Consider the following 16,492-nt stretch of genomic DNA (forward strand, 5'->3'; position numbering starts at 1 on the left):
CATGCTGGTCCTCGTGAGCTACGATGTGGACACGACGTCCCCCGGCGGTCCCGCCCGCTTGCGGCGCGTGGCGCGCGCCTGTCAGGACTTCGGCCAGCGGGTGCAGTTCTCCGTGTTCGAGTGCGAGGTCGATCCCGCCCAGTGGATCGCTCTCAAGGCCCGCCTCCTGAAGGCAATCGACAGCGAGCGCGACAGCCTGCGGTTCTACTTCCTCGGCGCGCAGGGCCGCCGGCGTGTCGAGCACGTGGGAGCGAAGGCCTCGCGAGACCTCGATGGGCCGCTCCTCGCCTGAGGCAAGCGCGTTCCGTCTCCACCCTCCGGCCAGAGGATGACCGCGCGAACCCCGAGCGGCCGACCGTCGCCCTCACACGGTTCGCGCTCTGCTAACCTATTGCCGATACATCGGCTTTCCCAACCGAGTGCCGCCCCCGCGTCGCCGGAGGCATCCCAACCCGCCCGGCTCGCGCAGGCCGACCGCTTTTCCGCGGTCGAACAAGGAGATAGGAGAAGGGAGTCGCTCCCCGCGCGGGAGCGTGGATTGAAACGCGACCTCGACACGCGCATTATGCTTGCGGGCAAGTCGCTCCCCGCGCGGGAGCGTGGATTGAAACGCCAAATGGCGGAAGCGCTCGATCACGGCCCATTGGTCGCTCCCCGCGCGGGAGCGTGGATTGAAACGAAGCCATTCCGACCGATCCCGGCTCTGCCGTGGTCGCTCCCCGCGCGGGAGCGTGGATTGAAACAAAAGCGCTTGACGAGACCGACCGGGCGAACAGGGTCGCTCCCCGCGCGGGAGCGTGGATTGAAACACAAACGCTGCGCAGTCGTCACATCCCCGAATGCGTCGCTCCCCGCGCGGGAGCGTGGATTGAAACATTACGATGCGCGGCGAGCTTCCGCGCTATCTGAAGTCGCTCCCCGCGCGGGAGCGTGGATTGAAACGCGTACATGGCGCCGCGCAAGTCCGTGTCGCTATGTCGCTCCCCGCGCGGGAGCGTGGATTGAAACACAAGCTGGCCGTTTACATAATCGTAGCCAAGCGTGTCGCTCCCCGCGCGGGAGCGTGGATTGAAACGCCGCAATCTGCGCATTTGCAGTAGCCGCCGCTGGTCGCTCCCCGCGCGGGAGCGTGGATTGAAACTGCTATGGCTCAGGCGAAGAAGATGGAAGATTTTGGTCGCTCCCCGCGCGGGAGCGTGGATTGAAACCACGCTGCCACGTCATGCGGTTGCATAGAGGACGGTCGCTCCCCGCGCGGGAGCGTGGATTGAAACCTTTATGCGTCGGGATTATCCGCCACCTTGGCGGCGTCGCTCCCCGCGCGGGAGCGTGGATTGAAACCGCACAAAGCGCAGACATGTCGTGTAGTGACGGGAGTCGCTCCCCGCGCGGGAGCGTGGATTGAAACTCGATCACAGGCGCGCGCCCCCATCCCGCGCCCGCGTCGCTCCCCGCGCGGGAGCGTGGATTGAAACCATTTGAATTTTTCGTCTGGCGTTTTCGTGCGCAGGTCGCTCCCCGCGCGGGAGCGTGGATTGAAACATGTGAAGATCCTCTTCAGCAGGGATAGGAGGGTGTCGCTCCCCGCGCGGGAGCGTGGATTGAAACTGCAGAAGGGCGAGTGGGTCCTGTCCCGGGACGAGTCGCTCCCCGCGCGGGAGCGTGGATTGAAACGGGTTCGTGGTCGTCCGTTGGCACAGGAAGGTAAAGTCGCTCCCCGCGCGGGAGCGTTGATTGAAACCGCGCCCTGCGCAAGCAGCGCCTGGTTGGAAGTCGCTCCCCGCGCGGGAGCGTGGATTGAAACGTCTCCGAACTCGCGGTAAGCCGCCTCGGGGATGGGTCGCTCCCCGCGCGGGAGCGTGGATTGAAACCGCCTCTTTGGCAGCGACGTTGGCCTGCGACCGGGCGGTCGCTCCCCGCGCGGGAGCGTGGATTGAAACACCGTGTGGCCGCCCATGTAGATGGCCATCCACCAGTCGCTCCCCGCGCGGGAGCGTGGATTGAAACCAGTTCCGGCGTGACCTTGACGTTGGCTTCTTTCGGTCGCTCCCCGCGCGGGAGCGTGGATTGAAACGTCTACGACCATACCGATTGGGAGGTGACTCACGTCGCTCCCCGCGCGGGAGCGTGGATTGAAACTTTCGAGATGGCCAATGCGTCGGCCTGGCGAGGTCGCTCCCCGCGCGGGAGCGTGGATTGAAACATTAACGGCATGGCCCGCACCGCACCGCAGGGCGTGTCGCTCCCCGCGCGGGAGCGTGGATTGAAACGCAGATTACTACCCGCCTCTTAAGTGGGCGCTCTCGTCGCTCCCCGCGCGGGAGCGTGGATTGAAACCGCCGGTGAGCGTCGGCGAGGCGATGGTGACGGTCGTCGCTCCCCGCGCGGGAGCGATCTAAGAGCGCAGCAAGCGACGGGTTCCGAAGGACCCATGGTGAGGAGCGCAGTATCTCGAAGCCGGGACGTCCCCAGAGGGCAGGGGATCATCCTTCGAGTCTCCGCCTCGTGGCAGCTCCTCGGGAGGAAGGCGAATGGAGCGGTCGGCGTCTCAGGCGCATCATGCGGCCGGCTGGTCCTCGTGCATGGACCGGTTGCCGTGGCCGCGGGCGGGCCCGGGCGGCGGTTCGGCCGTCAGGCGAGCGGACAGGCGCTCGACGTCCGCCTTGACCTTCTCGATGGCCGCCTCCTTGACGGGCCCGTAGCCGCGGATGTCCATCGGTGCCCGGGCGATCGCCAGCAGGTCGGGAAGCCGACCTGCCTCGAGATGGGCGACGATGCGGTCGATCTGCTCCTCGTACCAGCCGATCAGGGCGCGCTCCGTCCGGCGCTCGGCGGTGCGGCCGAACGGGTCGAAGGCGGTGCCGCGGAGGAATTTCATCCGCGCCAGGATCCGGAGAGGAAGCTGGAGCCACGGGCCGAAGGCGCGCTTTCTCGGGCGGCCCCGCGCGTCCTTCTGCGCCGCCAGGAAAGGCGGCGCCATGTGGTAGACCACCTTGAAGTCGCCTTCGAACTCGCGCCGCAGCTCGTCGAGGAAGCCGGTCTCCATGTGGAGACGGGCGACCTCGTATTCGTCCTTGTAGGCCATGAGCTTGAAGAGCGAGCGGGCCACCGCGTCGGTCACGGCTTCCGAGCCGAGAGCGGACTCGGCCGCGCGGACCCGGTCGACCTTCGACTTGTAGCGCGCCGCATAGGCGGCATCCTGATAGTCGGTGAGGAAGGCGACCCGGCGGGCGATCGCCTGATCCAGCGTCTCGGGCGCTTCCGGCGCACGGCCGGTTGCCCGTCGGACGAATTCCGGATCGACGCTGGCGATCCGCCCCCAGGCGAAGGCCTGCTTGTTGCGCTCGACCGAGACGCCGTTGAGCTCCATGGCCCGCAACAGGGCCTCCAGCGAGACCGGAACGAGACCCTGCTGCCAGGCGAAGCCCAGCATCATCACGTTGGCGTACACGGTGTCGCCGAGGAGGGCCTCCGCCGTCGCGTTGGCCTCGAGGGTCGCAAGATTGCCGGCGCCGATCGCCCGCTCGATGGCGCGCAGGCGCAGCGCGCTGGCGAGGTCCGCGTCGCGGAAACGCACCACGTCCCCGGTCGGCATCTCGGCCGTGTTGACGACGGCCTTCATGCCCGCCCGATAGGTTCCCGAGGCCTTCGGCGAGGAGGAGACCACCAGATCGCAGCCGATGAGCGCATCCGCTGCGCCTTGGTCGATGCGGACCTGATTGAGCATGGCCGGCCGTTTCGCGAGGCGGACATAGCTCAGGACCGGACCGAACTTCTGCGCGAAGCCCGTGAAGTCCAGCACCGAGACGCCACGGCCTTCCAGATGCGCCCCCATGCTGATCAGCGCCCCGACCGTGACGACGCCCGTTCCGCCGACGCCCGTCACCAGGAGATCGAACGGCTCGTCGAGGCTGGGGAAGTTGGGCGTCGGCAGAGAGGCAGCCTTGGCGACGGCATCGATCCCCGAGCCGGCCTTCGCCCGGCGCCGGGCCCCTTCCACCGTGACGAAGCTGGGGCAGAAGCCGTTCAGGCAGGAGAAATCCTTGTTGCAGGTCGAGAGATTGATCTTGCGCTTGCGGCCGAACGGGGTCTCCTTCGGCTCCACGCTGAGGCAGTTCGATTCCACCGAGCAGTCGCCGCAGCCCTCGCACACGAGATCGTTGATATAGGCGAAGCGGGCGGGATCCTCCATCTGTCCGCGCTTGCGCCGGCGCCGCTTTTCGGTGGCGCAAGTCTGCTCGTAGATCAGCACCGAGACGCCCGGCACCTCCCGCAGTTCCTTCTGCACCGCATCCAGCTCTTCCCGCGGATGGATCGTGATGCCCTCGGGCAGATCCGCGGGCGCAAATTTGGAAGGGGCGTCCGAGACCAGCGCGATGCGCGAGACGCCCTCGGCCCGCACGCTGTGGGCGATGACGTAGACGCTGACCGGCCCGTCCACCGGCTGCCCGCCGGTCATGGCGACGGCATCGTTGAACAGGATCTTGTAGGTGATGTTGGCGCCCGCCGCGATCGCCTGCCGGATCGCCATCGAGCCGGAATGGTAATAGGTGCCCTCGCCGAGGTTCTGGAAGATGTGGCCGCGACCCGTGAATTTCGACGAGGCCGCCCAATTGACGCCCTCGCCGCCCATCTGGATCAGCGAGGAGGTCTCCCGGTCCATCCAGCTCGCCATGAAATGGCAGCCGATGCCGGCGAGCGCCTTGGAGCCCTCGGGCACCTTGGTCGAGGTGTTGTGCGGGCAGCCGGAGCAGAAATAGGGCGTGCGGGTCGCTCCCGGCACGGAGATCACGCGCTCCGGGTCGGGCGCAAGGGCCGCGGCCCGCTCGGCGAGGTTCAGGTCCGGGAAGATCGGGCCGAGGCGCCTGGCGAGGACGCCGGCGAGGAAGCCCGGCGACAATTCGCCCGTCCACGGAATCAGCCGGTTGCCCTCCTCGTCGTGCTTGCCGACCATGCGCTCGGGCTTCGAGCCCGGATAGTCGTAGAAGTACTCCTTGAACTGGCTCTCGATGATGCCGCGCTTCTCCTCGACCACGAGGATCTCGCGCTTGCCCTTCACGAACTCCATCGCATCGTGGAGCGGGAGCGGCCACACCATGCCGACCTTGTAGATGTCGATGCCGTGCCGGCGGCAGGCGTCCTCGTCGAGGCCGAGGAGGCGCAGGGCCTCCATCAGGTCGAGATGGGCCTTGCCGGTGGTGACGATGCCGTAGGTGGCCCAGGGGATGTCGTAGATGCGCCGGTCGATGGGATTGGCCTTGGCGAAGGCGTAGACGGCATGCTTCTTCGCCTCCATGCGCTCCTCGATCTGGGGGCCCGGCAGGTCCGGCCAGCGGTAATGCAGGCCCCCCGGCGGCGGCGTGAAGTCCGGCTGGCGGAACATGCGCGGGGCGCGCAGATCGACGGAGACGCCCGATTCCACGATCTCCGAAACGGCCTTGAAGCCGACCCACATGCCGGAGAAGCGGCTGAGCGCATACCCGTACTCGCCGAATTCGAGATATTCGCCGACCCCCGCCGGATGCAGGGTCGGCATGAACCAGCTCATGAAGGCCACGTCCGACTGGTGGGGCATCGAGGACGAGACGCAGCCATGGTCGTCGCCCGCGACCACCAGCACGCCCCCGTGGGGGGAGGACCCATAGGCGTTGCCGTGCTTCAGCGCGTCGCCGGAGCGGTCGACGCCGGGCCCCTTGCCGTACCAGAGGCCGAACACGCCCTGCACCTGCCGGTCGGGGTGGGTCTCCACCTGCTGCGAGCCCAGCACCGCCGTTGCCGCGAGATCCTCGTTCACGGCCGGCATGAACTCGATCCGGTGCGCCTTCAGCCGGTCCCGGATGCGCCAGAGTTCGAGATCGACCCCGCCGAGGGGCGAACCGCGATAGCCGGAGATGAACCCGGCCGTGTCGAGGCCGGCGGCCCGATCCCGTCTCGCCTGGTCGAGCGCGATGCGGGCGATGGCCTGCGTGCCGGTCAGGAAGACGCGGCCTTCCTGGCGGTCGTAGCGGTCGGAGAGCTCGTAGGCGTCGAGTGGCATGCGGCGTTCCATGGGGCGGTCCCGAAGCGAGCTGCGCCGTCGTCCGGCTCCCTCAAGAATAACCCCGAACGCCTGGTAGGTGTTTCCTATTCCTTCCTCCGCGTGGGTAGAAGGCGGCAAATCCTTGCAGAAAGTGCGTCCTGCTGGCAGAACCTTTCAAGAGCGGAGGGGATCATGATCGAGAAGCAGGACGAGCACATCCTGGCGCAGCTGCAGAAGGACGGACGCGCCACCAACCAGCAGCTGGCGGAGGATGTGGGCATGTCCACCTCCGCCTGCTGGCGCCGGGTGCGCGCCCTGGAGCAGGCCGGGGTCATCAAGGGCTATTCCGCCCTGGTGGATCGGGAGAAGGCCGGGTTCGCCACCTCGGCGATCCTGCATGTCTCGCTCGAGCGGCACGACGCGAAATTCGTGGACGAGTTCGTCTCGCAGGTGACGGCGCGGGCCGAGGTGCTGGAGTGCTTCGCGACGACGGGCGATGCCGATTACCACCTGCGCGTGGTGGTGCGGGACATGAGGGCCTACAACCACTTCCTCGACGACTTCATGTTCCGGCTCCCCGGCATCCGCTACGTCCGGACCAACGTCATCCTGAAGGAAATCAAGACCAGCGTCGCGCTGCCGTTCTGAAAGGCGCCCTGCCCCTCCCGCCCGGAGGGGCAGACGAAGCTTGGATCAGGGCGCCACCCCGGGCGACCGGTCCGCCCTGCGCCCGCTCACTTGCTCTCGGGCAGGATCGCGTAGGCGATCTGCGCCAGTGCAACCGGGCGCTCGTCGCCGTCGGACGTGAGGGTCACGCTGCCGAACGCCATGGTGCGGCCGAGGCGGACGACCCGGGCCTCGGCGAGAACGTCCGCATTGGCGGCGGGGCGGAGGAAGTGCATGGTCTGGTCCACCGTCGTCATCGGCTTGTAGGCACCGGCCGCCGCCGACACGGCGAAGACCATGGCGGTGTCCGCAAGGCTCATGAGCGCCTGCCCGCACACGACGCCGTTGTCGCGACAGAGCTTTTCCGAGAACGGCATGCGCAGGACCGCGCCGTTCGCCTCCAGGCGCTCGATGGAGAGATCGAGATCCTGGATCCAGCGGGCGAAGACGCCGGTCAGCATCTCCTCGGCCGCGGCTTTGTCGAAGGTGGCGATCGTTGCCCCGAGGGTCATCGGTCTGGTTCTCGCAGGTTGGATGGGAAGGAAGGGGTTGCGGACGATCCTCACACCGCTTCGAGCGACATGGCAATCCCCTGGCCAACGCCGATGCACATGGTCGCCAGGGCGCGCTTGGCCTGGCGGTGCCCCATCTCGATGGCAGCCGTCAGGGCCAGGCGGGCGCCGGACATGCCGAGCGGATGACCGAGCGCGATCGCGCCGCCGTTCGGATTGACGTGCTCCGCGTCGTCGGCGATCCCGAGCTGACGCAGGCAGGCGAGGGCCTGGGCGGCGAAGGCCTCGTTCAGCTCGATCAGGTCCAGGTCGGAGATCCTCAGGCCCTGCCGGTCGAGCAGCTTGCGGGTCGCCGGAACGGGGCCGATGCCCATGATGCGCGGCTCGACGCCAGCCGTCGCGAGCCCCGTGATGCGGGCGAGGGGGCGGAGCCCGAAGCGCTCGACCGCAGCCTCCGACGCGATCAGCACCGCCGCGGCGCCGTCGTTGACGCCGGAGGCGTTGCCGGCCGTGACCGACCCCCCCTTCCGGAAGGGGGTGGGAAGGGCGGCGAGCTTGTCCAGGCTCGTCTCCCGCGGGTGCTCGTCCCGCTCGACCACGACGGGATCGCCCTTGCGCTGCGGGACCGAGACCGGCGCGATTTCCTGGGCGAGGCGGCCGTTCCGCTGGGCGGCCGCGGCGCGCGCCTGGCTGCGCAGCGCGAAGGCGTCCTGGTCCTCGCGGGCGATCTGGAATTCCTCGGCGACGTTCTCCGCGGTCTCCGGCATGGAGTCGATGCCGTACTGCGCCTTCAGGACCGGATTGACGAACCGCCAGCCGATGGTCGTGTCGTGGATCTCGGCCGAGCGGGAGAAGGCTTCCGTCGCCTTGCCCATGACGAGCGGAGCGCGGGTCATCGATTCCGTTCCGCCGGCGATGGCGAGGTCGATCTCGCCGGCCTTGATCGCCCGCGCGGCGGCGCCGATGGCATCGAGCCCCGAGCCGCAGAGGCGGTTGATCGTGGTGCCGGGCACGCTCGTCGGAAGACCTGCCAGGAGCGCCGACATGCGGGCCACGTTGCGGTTGTCCTCGCCGGCCTGGTTGGCGCAGCCGAGGATCACCTCGTCGATGGCCTCCGGCTGGACCGAGGGCAGCTTCTTCAGGAGCTCGCGGATGACGTGCGCGCCCAGGTCGTCCGGCCGCACGGCAGCGAGGCTCCCGGCATAACGTCCGATGGGGGTGCGCACTCCATCGACCAGATAGGCATGGGGCATGGTCTCAGGCTCCTTACATTGTCGGATCAGGAATAGAAGCGGCCGCCGGAGGCGGCGCGGCTCACGAGCCCTTCCGCAGGCTCCCAGCCGGGCCCGTCCCGGCCGGCGCGTTCGTTCACCTTGTCGAGAATGGCCTTCAGGCCGACGCGGTCCGCCTCGAACAGCGGCCCGCCGCGCCAGGCGGGGTAGCCGTATCCGTGCATCATCACCACGTCGATGTCGAGGGGCCGCTCGACGATGCGCTCGTCGAGGATCTTGCAGGCCTCGTTGACGATGGCGGCGCGGATGCGGGCCTGGATTTCCTCCACCGAAACGGGGTGCCGGGTCAGCCCGCGGCGGCGCGAGGCGTCCTCGATCAGCTCCGTGACGAAGGGGTCGGGCTCGCGCCTGCCGCCCTCGTAGCGATACCAGCCGGCTCCGGTCTTGCGGCCGAAGCGGCCCGCCTCGCACAGCCGGTCTGCAACGTCGACATAGCGCTCCCGCGGGTCGCGGGTCGGCGCGAGCCGCTTGCGCCTCGCCCAGGAGATGTCGAGGCCGGCGAGGTCCGATACCGCGAACGGACCCATCGGAAAACCGAAGGCCTCCATGGCGGCGTCCACCTCGTGCGGCAGCGCGCCCTCTTCGAGCAGGTACTCGGCCTGCTGGCGGTAGCGCGTGAGGATTCGATTGCCCACGAAGCCCTCGCAGACCCGGCAGACGACGGGGATCTTGCGCAGGCGCTTGGCGACGGCGAGCCCCGTCGCGACCACGTCGGCGGCCGTCGCGTCGGTCCGCACGATCTCGACCAGCTTCATCACGTTGGCGGGGCTGAAGAAGTGCAGCCCCACCACGTCGGCCGGTCGGGACGTGGCCTGGGCGATCGCGCCCACGTCGAGATAGCTGGTATTCGTCGCGAGTACCGCCCCTGGCCTGACGATCCGGTCGAGGTCGCGGAAGAGGGTGCGCTTCACCTCCATGTCCTCGAACACGGCCTCGATGACGAGGTCGCGGTCCGCCAGACCGGCGAGGCCGACATCGTAGCTGACGGCCGTCAGGCGCTCGTCGCGCACGGCCTCCGCGAGCCTGCCGCTTGCCACCTGCCTTTCGTAGACGTCGGCGATGCGGGCCCGACCGGCCGCGAGCGCCTGCGCGTCGGTCTCGACCACCTTGACGTCGAAACCCGCATCCGCGAAGGCAACGGCGATGCCCGAGCCCATGGTGCCGGCACCGACGATGCCGATCTTTTGCACGGGGCGCGGCTCGACGCCCTCGATGCCCGGAACGCGCGTCACCTCGCGCTCGGCGAAGAAGGCGTGGCGCAGGGCGGCCGCCTGGTCGGAGGAGCGAAGCTCCAGGAAGGTTTCCCGCTCGCGCGCCATGCCCTCCGCAAGCGGCAGCTCCGCCGCGAGAAGCACCAATTCCGCCGCACGCCCGGGGGCTTCGGCGCCTCTGGCCTTCCGGCGGATGTCGGCAACCTTCCTCGCGGCGGCCTCGGGATCCATCCCTGCAGCCGACAATTCGCCCAGCCGCCGCAGCGGACGGCCCACGAGCTCACGCGCGAAGGCCATGGCGTCGCCGCGCAGGTCGTCGCCGGAGATGCGGTCCGCCAGGCCGAGCCGCAGGGCTTCGTCGGCCTTCACGCTCCGGCCGCTCGACACGAGGTCCATGGCGGCCTCCAGGCCGACCAGCCGGGGAAGCCGCTGCGTACCGCCGGCCCCGGGCACCAGCCCGAGCTTCACCTCGGGCAGGCCGAACTGTGCGCCGGGATCGAGCACCCGGCCGTGACAGGCGAGCGCAATCTCGCAGCCGCCGCCGAGCGCGGTGCCCTGAACGGCCGCGACGACCGGCTTGGAGCAGGCTTCGATGGCGTTGACTACGTCCGGCAGATGCGGTTCGCGCGGCGGCTGCCCGAACTCGCGGATGTCGGCGCCGGCCACGAAGGTTCGCCCGGCGCAGGCGATGACGGCGGCCTGGATCTGCGGGTTGCGCTCGATCTCCTGGATCGCGTCCAGCAAACCGGCCCTTACGGCCTGAGAGGTCGCGTTGACCGGCGGATTGTCGATCTCGATCAGGGCAACGGGCGCCGTCGCGACGAGCCGGACCGGCCCGTCCGTGCAGGATGTCGAGGTGAGGGGCGTGGAAAGGGTCATGGCTTCACCGCGTTCATGGTGAGGAGTTCATAGGTCGCGACCGTCTCTCCCTTGTCGGTCATGATCTCCACGTCCCAGCGCACCTCGCCGTACTGCGCGTTGCGCGGGGACTTCGCCTTTACGGTCAGCCTGACCTTGATCGTCTCGCCCGGTTGCACGGGCTTGATGAAGCGCAAGGAATCGAGGCCGTAATTGGCCAGCACGGGACCCGGATCGGGATCGACGAAGAGGCCGGCCGCGAAGGACAGGAGAAGATAACCGTGAGCCACGCGCCCCGGGAAGAACGGGTGGTCCTTGGTCGCTTCCTCGCTCATATGCGCATAGAAGGTGTCGCCCGTGAAGTGGGCGAAGTGCTCGATGTCCTCCAGGGTGACCGTGCGCTCCCTGGACACGAAGGTCTGGCCGATCTCCAGATCCTCGAAGTGGTAGCGGAACGGATGCCGATCCTTCTGGATGGCCGGCGCGCCCTTGATCCAGCTTTGCGTCACGCGCGAGAGCATCGCGGGCGAGCCCTGCAGCGCCGTGCGCTGCATGTAGTGGTGGACGCCGCGCATGCCTCCGAGCTCCTCGCCGCCGCCCGCGCGGCCCGGTCCACCGTGAACCATGTGCGGCATCGGCGAGCCGTGGCCGGTCTGCTCCCTGCCGCAGTCCCGGTCGATCAGCACCAGACGTCCATGGAAGGCGCCGACGCCGAACACGAGGTCCGCCGCCGTGGCGGCGTCGTAGGTGTAGAGGGACGCGACGAGGCTACCGTCGCCGCGATTCGCGAGGGTCACGGCCTGATCGAGCCCGTCATAGCCCATCACCGTGCAGACCGGCCCGAAGGCCTCGACGCTGTGCACGCTGACGGCACGGATCGGATCGGGGCAGTGCAGCAGGAGAGGGGGAATGAAGGCGCCGCGCTCGCGGTCCGCGCCCTCCACCGTGAAGTTCTCGGGATCGCCCACCACGATGTCGGCCTCCGCGCGCAGCTTTGCGACCTGGGCGAGGACATCCCGGCGCTGGCCGAGGCCGACGACGGGACCCATGCGGACGCTCTCCAGCTCCGGATGGCCGACCGTGACCTTGGACAGGCGCTCGCGCAGGGCCTCGATGACGGCGGGAACATGCGCGTTCGGCGCGATGGCGCGGCGGATGGCGGTGCACTTCTGCCCCGCCTTCACCGTCATCTCCTTCGCGACCTCCTTGATGAAGAGGTCGAATTCCGGGGTTCCCGGACCGGCATCGGGCGCGAGAATCGCGGCATTCAGCGAATCGCGCTCGGCGATGAAGCGAACCGATTCCCGTGCAATGACCGGGTGGCGCTGGAGCTTCTGGGCCGTGTCGGCGGAGCCGGTGAAGGATACCACGTCCTGGCAGGTGAGATGGTCGAAGAGGTCGCCCGTAGGGCCGACGATGCACTGGAGCGCGCCGTCTGGGAGGATGCGCGACTCGTCGATCATCCGCACCAGCGCATGCGCCACGTAGGATGTGATGGTGGCGGGCTTCGTGACCACCGGCACGCCGGCGAGGATCGCGGGGGCGAGCTTCTCCAGCATGCCCCAGCACGGGAAGTTGAAGGCGTTGATGTGGACGGCGACGCCGTGCAGCGACGACATCACGTGCTGGCCGACGAAGGTGCCGCCCTTCGACAGGGATTCCACGTTCCCGTCCAGCAGGAAGGTCGCGTTGGGCAGCTCGCGCCGGCCCTTCGAGGCATAGACGAAGAGCGTGCCGATGCCGCCGTCGACGTCGATGAAGTTGTCCGAGCGCGTGGTGCCGGTCTGGTAGGAGAGCTTGTAGAGCTGCTCCTTGCGCTCCGTGAGATGGAGAGCGAGGCGCTTCAGTAGCTCGGCACGCTGATGGAAGGTCAGGCGCCGCAGGTTCGGGCCGCCGACCTGCCGGGCATAGGCCAGCACCTCCCCCATGTCCAGTCCGCCGCCGGCGACCTCGGCGACCACGTCGCCGGTAACCGCGCTGCGGATTTCGGCCAGCTCCTGGCCCGGTGCGATCCAACGTCCGCGGACGAAGCTCTCAAGTCTCATCTGACCACCCTGGAATGTCCGGTGCAGCTCGCGCAGCGGCGGCGCACGATTGTACGCATTATTGACCGACCGGCCGGTTAGTCAAGGAATTTCCAGCCGGGACGGCCGCGACAGGGACTTGGCGTCCGGCGGGCGGCAGGGGATAAGCTCCCGGACGGAGGCGGGAGCGTAACGGGCCCGCCCGAGGCGAGTGATCCGGAGTTGGTTGGATGGCCGCGTTTGTTGAAGCGCTCCTCGACAGGTTCCATGAGCGGACGCCGATCCGGGCGGGCTCTCTGATCGTGACGGTCTTCGGCGACGCGGTGGTCCCGCGCGGCGGCGTCCTGTCGCTCGGCTCGCTGCATGAAATCATGCGCGCCTTCCGCATCAGCGACACCCTCGTCCGGACGGCGCTGTCCCGTCTCGTCGGCGACGGCTGGTTCGAACGGTGGAAGGTCGGCCGCAACAGCTACTACCAGTTGACCGCGATGGGACGCGAGGCCTTCGCCCAGGCCACGCGGCGGATCTATGCCGATCCGCCCCAGGGCTGGCACGGTGCCTTCGACCTCCTCCTGCTGGAGAACACCCAGGACAGGAGTGCGCTGCGGGCGGGGCTTTCGGAGGCAGGCTACGGCACCCTCGGACCGGACCTGCTCATCTCCGCAACGGCCTCGCCGGGCGGCGAAGGGCCGTTCCTGCGCCTCTCGGCCACCCCCGCCGATCTTCCCACCGCCCGGCGCCTGGTGGAGCGCGCCTGGCCCCTGGAAGAGATCGAGGGGCGCTACAAGCGCTTCATCGCCACCTATTCGGGGACCCTCGACGCCCTCGAGAAGGGCGCCGCCTTCACCGACCTTCAGGCTCTCCTGGTGCGCATCCTCCTGATCCACGACTACCGGCGCGCCGTGTTGAAGGATCCGCTGCTGCCGCCACAGCTTTTGCCGAAGCCCTGGGCCGGGGCGGCGGCAAGGGAGCTGTGCGGCAGGATCTACAAGACGCTCCTGCCCGCTTCCGAACGGTGGATCGACACCCATGCCCAAAACGACAGAGGGCCCCTGCCGGCGGCGGAGCCGGGGTTCGCCCGCCGCTTCGCGGGGGTCCGACTCGGTGTCGAAGCCGGCGTTGCCTAGCCGATACGTTACAAAAAATTGTTGAACTCCTCACTTTTTGTGACATATTAGGGGAAACGGCTCGACCCGGCGAGCGTGGCATGCCGCTCGCCCATTCGGCACCGGCGCCGCTTCTCCAGGCGTCGAAGCGGCTGCGCCAGGAGCGGGTTCCAGGGTCGGAGACGAGGCAGCGAGGTCGAGGAGGAGCGCCATGTATGCGCAGATGGTGAAAACGGGCGTCGCCCACGTCCAGTCCCGGGACGAGATGTCCCCGGAGGAGCGCGCCTTCCAGGATCGCATCGACGCGGACATCAAGATCGAGCCGAAGGAGTGGATGCCGGAGGCGTACCGCAAGACCCTGATCCGGCAGATCTCCCAGCACGCCCACTCCGAGATCATCGGCATGCAGCCGGAGGGCAACTGGATCACCCGGGCGCCGACTCTCGAGCGCAAGGCCATCCTGCTCGCCAAGGTGCAGGACGAGGCCGGGCACGGCCTCTATCTCTACTGCGCCGCCGAGACCCTCGGCGTCTCCCGTGACGAGCTGATGGAGCAGCTCAACAGCGGCAAGGCGAAATATTCCAGCATCTTCAACTATCCGACCCTGACCTGGGCCGATATCGGCGCCATCGGCTGGCTCGTGGACGGCGCGGCGATCATGAACCAGGTGCCGCTGCAGCGCTGCTCCTACGGGCCCTATTCCCGGGCCATGATCCGCATCTGCAAGGAGGAGAGCTTCCACCAGCGCCAGGGCTACGACATCATGATGAAGCTCGCGCGCGGCACCCCCGAGCAGAAGCAGATGGCCCAGGACGCCCTGAACCGCTGGTGGTGGCCGTCGCTGATGATGTTCGGCCCCTCCGACGCGAACTCGGTGCACAGCGCCCAGTCGATGAAGTGGAAGATCAAGATCAACTCCAACGACGAACTGCGCCAGAAATTCGTCGACCAGACGGTGCCGCAGGCCGAGTACCTCGGTCTCACCGTTCCCGATCCCGACCTCAAGTGGAACGCCGAGCGCGGCCACTACGATTTCGGCGAGATCGACTGGGAGGAGTTCTACCAGGTGATCGGCGGCAACGGCCCCTGCAACCGCCAGCGCCTGCGGACCAGGGTGAAGGCCTACGAGGAGGGCCGCTGGGTGCGCGACGCCGCCGAGGCCTATGCGGCCAAGAAGGCCGCGCGGACCCAGGCGAAGGCTGCGTGAGCGGGAGGACGACGATGAGCGACAAGAAGAAGGAATGGCCTCTCTGGGAGGTCTTCATCCGCAGCCAGCACGGTCTCGCGCACCGCCATGTGGGCAGCCTGCACGCTCCCGATGCCGAGATGGCGATCATGAACGCCCGCGACGTCTACACGCGCCGCAACGAGGGCGTGAGCATCTGGGTGGTCAGGGCGTCCGACATCGCGGCCAGTTCGCCGAGCGAGAAGGGACCGCTGTTCGAGCCGGCCAACAGCAAGGTCTACCGGCACCCGACCTTCTACGAGATCCCGGAAGAGCTGGGGCATATGTGATGAACGAGCAGGAAGCCCTCTTCGAGTATCTCCTGCGCCTCGGCGACAATGCCCTCATCCTCGGGCATCGCCTGTCGGAATGGTGCGGGCATGCGCCAGCCCTCGAGGAGGATCTGGCTCTGGCGAACGTGGCCCTCGACCTCATCGGGCAGACCCAGCTCTGGCTGAACCTGGCCGGCACGGTGGAGGGGAAGGGGCGAGATGCCGACAAGCTCGCCTATCTTCGCGATACCCGCGAGTTCCGCAACGTGCTGCTGGTCGAGCAGCCGAACGGCGACTTCGCCGTCACCATGGTGCGGCAGCTCTATTTCGACGCCTGGCACTACCTGCTCCTCCAGGGCCTCACGACATCGCGCGACGGGCGCATTGCCGAAATCGCCGCGAAGGCGCTGAAGGAGGTGACCTACCACCTCGAACGGAGCCGCGAATGGGTGATCAGGCTCGGCGACGGCACCGAGGAGAGCCACCGCCGCATGCAGACGGCCCTCGACGACCTGTGGATGTACACGGGCGAGCTGTTCGAGCCGGACGAGGTCGACCGGGCGATGGTCGGCGCCGGCATCGGGCCGGACGTCTCGACCCTGCACGAGCCTTGGCTCGGCCTCATGCGAGCCACCGCCGAGGAGGCGACCCTGACCCTGCCGCAGCCCGGCTGGACGCAGCGGGGCGGGAAGAAGGGCATTCACTCCGAGCATCTCGGCTACATTCTGGCCGACCTGCAGTTCCTCCAGAGGGCCTATCCCAACGCCACATGGTGAGGAGGCTTCGCCCATGACGACTGCCCTGACGCGGCCCAGCCTCGACCAGGTCCGGAACTGGCTCGGGGAGGTACCCGACCCGGAGGTGCCGGCCGTGTCGGTCATGGACCTCGGCATCGTCCGCGACATCCGGTGGATGGACGACGAACTGGTGGTGGCGATCACGCCGACATATTCGGGCTGTCCCGCCACGAGCGTGATCGCGCTGGACATCGAGGTGGCCCTCAGAGCCCGCGGCATCGACCGCCTGAAGATCGAGCGCCGGCTGTCGCCGCCCTGGACGACGGACTGGATCACGGAAGAGGGCAGGCGCAAGCTCGAGGCCTACGGCATCGCGCCGCCGGCGGAGAAGGCCCGGGATCCTTCGCCGCTCGACCGGTTCCTGCGCAGCGCGCCGCCGGCGATCAAGTGTCCGCGCTGCAGCTCGGAGAATACCTTCCGTGTGAGCGAGTTCGGCTCGACGCCTTGCAAGGCGCAGTACCAGTGCCGCGACTGCCTCGAACCCTTCGACTACTTCAAGTGCATTTGAAC

At 68.1% G+C, this 16,492-nt stretch carries 12 protein-coding genes and 1 CRISPR repeat array; of the genes, 7 read left to right on the forward strand and 5 right to left on the reverse strand.

Annotated elements, in window-relative coordinates; all coding sequences use genetic code 11:
* Window position 1: 1 nt before the first annotated feature.
* A complete protein-coding gene (gene cas2, locus GDR74_RS04915; RefSeq protein ID WP_152585251.1) occupies window positions 2-292 on the forward strand; it encodes a CRISPR-associated endonuclease Cas2 in 291 nt (96 codons plus the stop codon).
* Between the two features lie 221 nt (window positions 293-513).
* A CRISPR array of direct repeats spans window positions 514-2,337; the repeat unit is 32 nt; unit sequence GTCGCTCCCCGCGCGGGAGCGTGGATTGAAAC.
* A 220-nt stretch (window positions 2,338-2,557) separates the two neighbouring features.
* Here cas2 and GDR74_RS04920 read toward each other — a convergent pair.
* Window positions 2,558-6,037: an indolepyruvate ferredoxin oxidoreductase family protein gene (locus tag GDR74_RS04920; protein ID WP_246179879.1), complete on the reverse strand. Its 3,480-nt coding sequence runs from the start codon at window positions 6,035-6,037 to the stop codon at window positions 2,558-2,560.
* Window positions 6,038-6,211: 174 nt separating this feature from the next.
* Here GDR74_RS04920 and GDR74_RS04925 point away from each other — a divergent pair, with 174 nt between their 5' ends.
* Complete coding sequence (locus tag GDR74_RS04925; protein WP_152585253.1) at window positions 6,212-6,667, forward strand: Lrp/AsnC family transcriptional regulator; 456 nt, start codon at window positions 6,212-6,214, stop codon at window positions 6,665-6,667.
* Window positions 6,668-6,753: 86 nt separating this feature from the next.
* On the opposite strand, the gene GDR74_RS04930 is transcribed toward GDR74_RS04925, so the two are convergent.
* The 4 genes from GDR74_RS04930 to paaZ are packed head-to-tail and all read right to left on the reverse strand — an operon-like array spanning window position 6,754 to window position 12,603.
* Window positions 6,754-7,197 carry a PaaI family thioesterase gene (locus GDR74_RS04930; RefSeq protein ID WP_152585254.1) on the reverse strand — a complete coding sequence of 148 codons (444 nt, stop codon included), beginning with the start codon at window positions 7,195-7,197 and terminating at the stop codon, window positions 6,754-6,756.
* Between the two features lie 50 nt (window positions 7,198-7,247).
* Complete coding sequence (gene pcaF, locus GDR74_RS04935; protein WP_152585255.1) at window positions 7,248-8,450, reverse strand: 3-oxoadipyl-CoA thiolase; 1,203 nt, start codon at window positions 8,448-8,450, stop codon at window positions 7,248-7,250.
* A gap of 26 nt (window positions 8,451-8,476) precedes the next feature.
* Window positions 8,477-10,579 (reverse strand): 3-hydroxyacyl-CoA dehydrogenase NAD-binding domain-containing protein, encoded by a 2,103-nt coding sequence (locus GDR74_RS04940; protein WP_152585256.1) that lies wholly within the window; start codon window positions 10,577-10,579, stop codon window positions 8,477-8,479.
* Complete coding sequence (gene paaZ, locus GDR74_RS04945; protein ID WP_152585257.1) at window positions 10,576-12,603, reverse strand: phenylacetic acid degradation bifunctional protein PaaZ; 2,028 nt, start codon at window positions 12,601-12,603, stop codon at window positions 10,576-10,578. The genes GDR74_RS04940 and paaZ overlap by 4 nt, the downstream gene beginning before the upstream one ends.
* 209 nt (window positions 12,604-12,812) lie before the next feature.
* Here paaZ and GDR74_RS04950 point away from each other — a divergent pair, with 209 nt between their 5' ends.
* The 5 genes from GDR74_RS04950 (at window position 12,813) to paaD (ending at window position 16,490) form a co-directional block, all read left to right on the forward strand.
* Window positions 12,813-13,709: a PaaX family transcriptional regulator C-terminal domain-containing protein gene (locus GDR74_RS04950; RefSeq protein ID WP_152585258.1), complete on the forward strand. Its 897-nt coding sequence runs from the start codon at window positions 12,813-12,815 to the stop codon at window positions 13,707-13,709.
* A 190-nt stretch (window positions 13,710-13,899) separates the two neighbouring features.
* Complete coding sequence (paaA, locus tag GDR74_RS04955) at window positions 13,900-14,895, forward strand: 1,2-phenylacetyl-CoA epoxidase subunit PaaA (protein ID WP_152585259.1); 996 nt, start codon at window positions 13,900-13,902, stop codon at window positions 14,893-14,895.
* 14 nt (window positions 14,896-14,909) lie between these two features.
* The gene (paaB, locus tag GDR74_RS04960; protein WP_152585260.1) at window positions 14,910-15,203 is read left to right on the forward strand and encodes a 1,2-phenylacetyl-CoA epoxidase subunit PaaB; all 294 of its coding nucleotides are present in this window, start codon (window positions 14,910-14,912) and stop codon (window positions 15,201-15,203) included.
* A complete protein-coding gene (paaC, locus tag GDR74_RS04965; RefSeq protein ID WP_152585261.1) occupies window positions 15,203-15,961 on the forward strand; it encodes a 1,2-phenylacetyl-CoA epoxidase subunit PaaC in 759 nt (252 codons plus the stop codon). The genes paaB and paaC overlap by 1 nt, the downstream gene beginning before the upstream one ends.
* A gap of 13 nt (window positions 15,962-15,974) precedes the next feature.
* A complete protein-coding gene (paaD, locus tag GDR74_RS04970; RefSeq protein WP_152585262.1) occupies window positions 15,975-16,490 on the forward strand; it encodes a 1,2-phenylacetyl-CoA epoxidase subunit PaaD in 516 nt (171 codons plus the stop codon).
* Window positions 16,491-16,492: the final 2 nt, after the last annotated feature.

This window comes from Microvirga thermotolerans, assembly GCF_009363855.1.
Classification (GTDB): Bacteria; Pseudomonadota; Alphaproteobacteria; order Rhizobiales; family Beijerinckiaceae; genus Microvirga; species Microvirga thermotolerans.

Coding starts and splice junctions, on each gene's coding strand:
- paaD (WP_152585262.1), top strand. CDS start 15,975: ATGACGACTGCCCTGACGCGGCCCAGCCTCGACCAGGTCCGGAACTGG.
- GDR74_RS04920 (WP_246179879.1), bottom strand. CDS start 6,037: ATGCCACTCGACGCCTACGAGCTCTCCGACCGCTACGACCGCCAGGAA.
- GDR74_RS04925 (WP_152585253.1), top strand. CDS start 6,212: ATGATCGAGAAGCAGGACGAGCACATCCTGGCGCAGCTGCAGAAGGAC.
- GDR74_RS04950 (WP_152585258.1), top strand. CDS start 12,813: ATGGCCGCGTTTGTTGAAGCGCTCCTCGACAGGTTCCATGAGCGGACG.
- GDR74_RS04930 (WP_152585254.1), bottom strand. CDS start 7,197: ATGACCCTCGGGGCAACGATCGCCACCTTCGACAAAGCCGCGGCCGAG.
- paaA (WP_152585259.1), top strand. CDS start 13,900: ATGTATGCGCAGATGGTGAAAACGGGCGTCGCCCACGTCCAGTCCCGG.
- cas2 (WP_152585251.1), top strand. CDS start 2: ATGCTGGTCCTCGTGAGCTACGATGTGGACACGACGTCCCCCGGCGGT.
- pcaF (WP_152585255.1), bottom strand. CDS start 8,450: ATGCCCCATGCCTATCTGGTCGATGGAGTGCGCACCCCCATCGGACGT.
- paaB (WP_152585260.1), top strand. CDS start 14,910: ATGAGCGACAAGAAGAAGGAATGGCCTCTCTGGGAGGTCTTCATCCGC.
- paaZ (WP_152585257.1), bottom strand. CDS start 12,603: ATGAGACTTGAGAGCTTCGTCCGCGGACGTTGGATCGCACCGGGCCAG.
- GDR74_RS04940 (WP_152585256.1), bottom strand. CDS start 10,579: ATGACCCTTTCCACGCCCCTCACCTCGACATCCTGCACGGACGGGCCG.
- paaC (WP_152585261.1), top strand. CDS start 15,203: ATGAACGAGCAGGAAGCCCTCTTCGAGTATCTCCTGCGCCTCGGCGAC.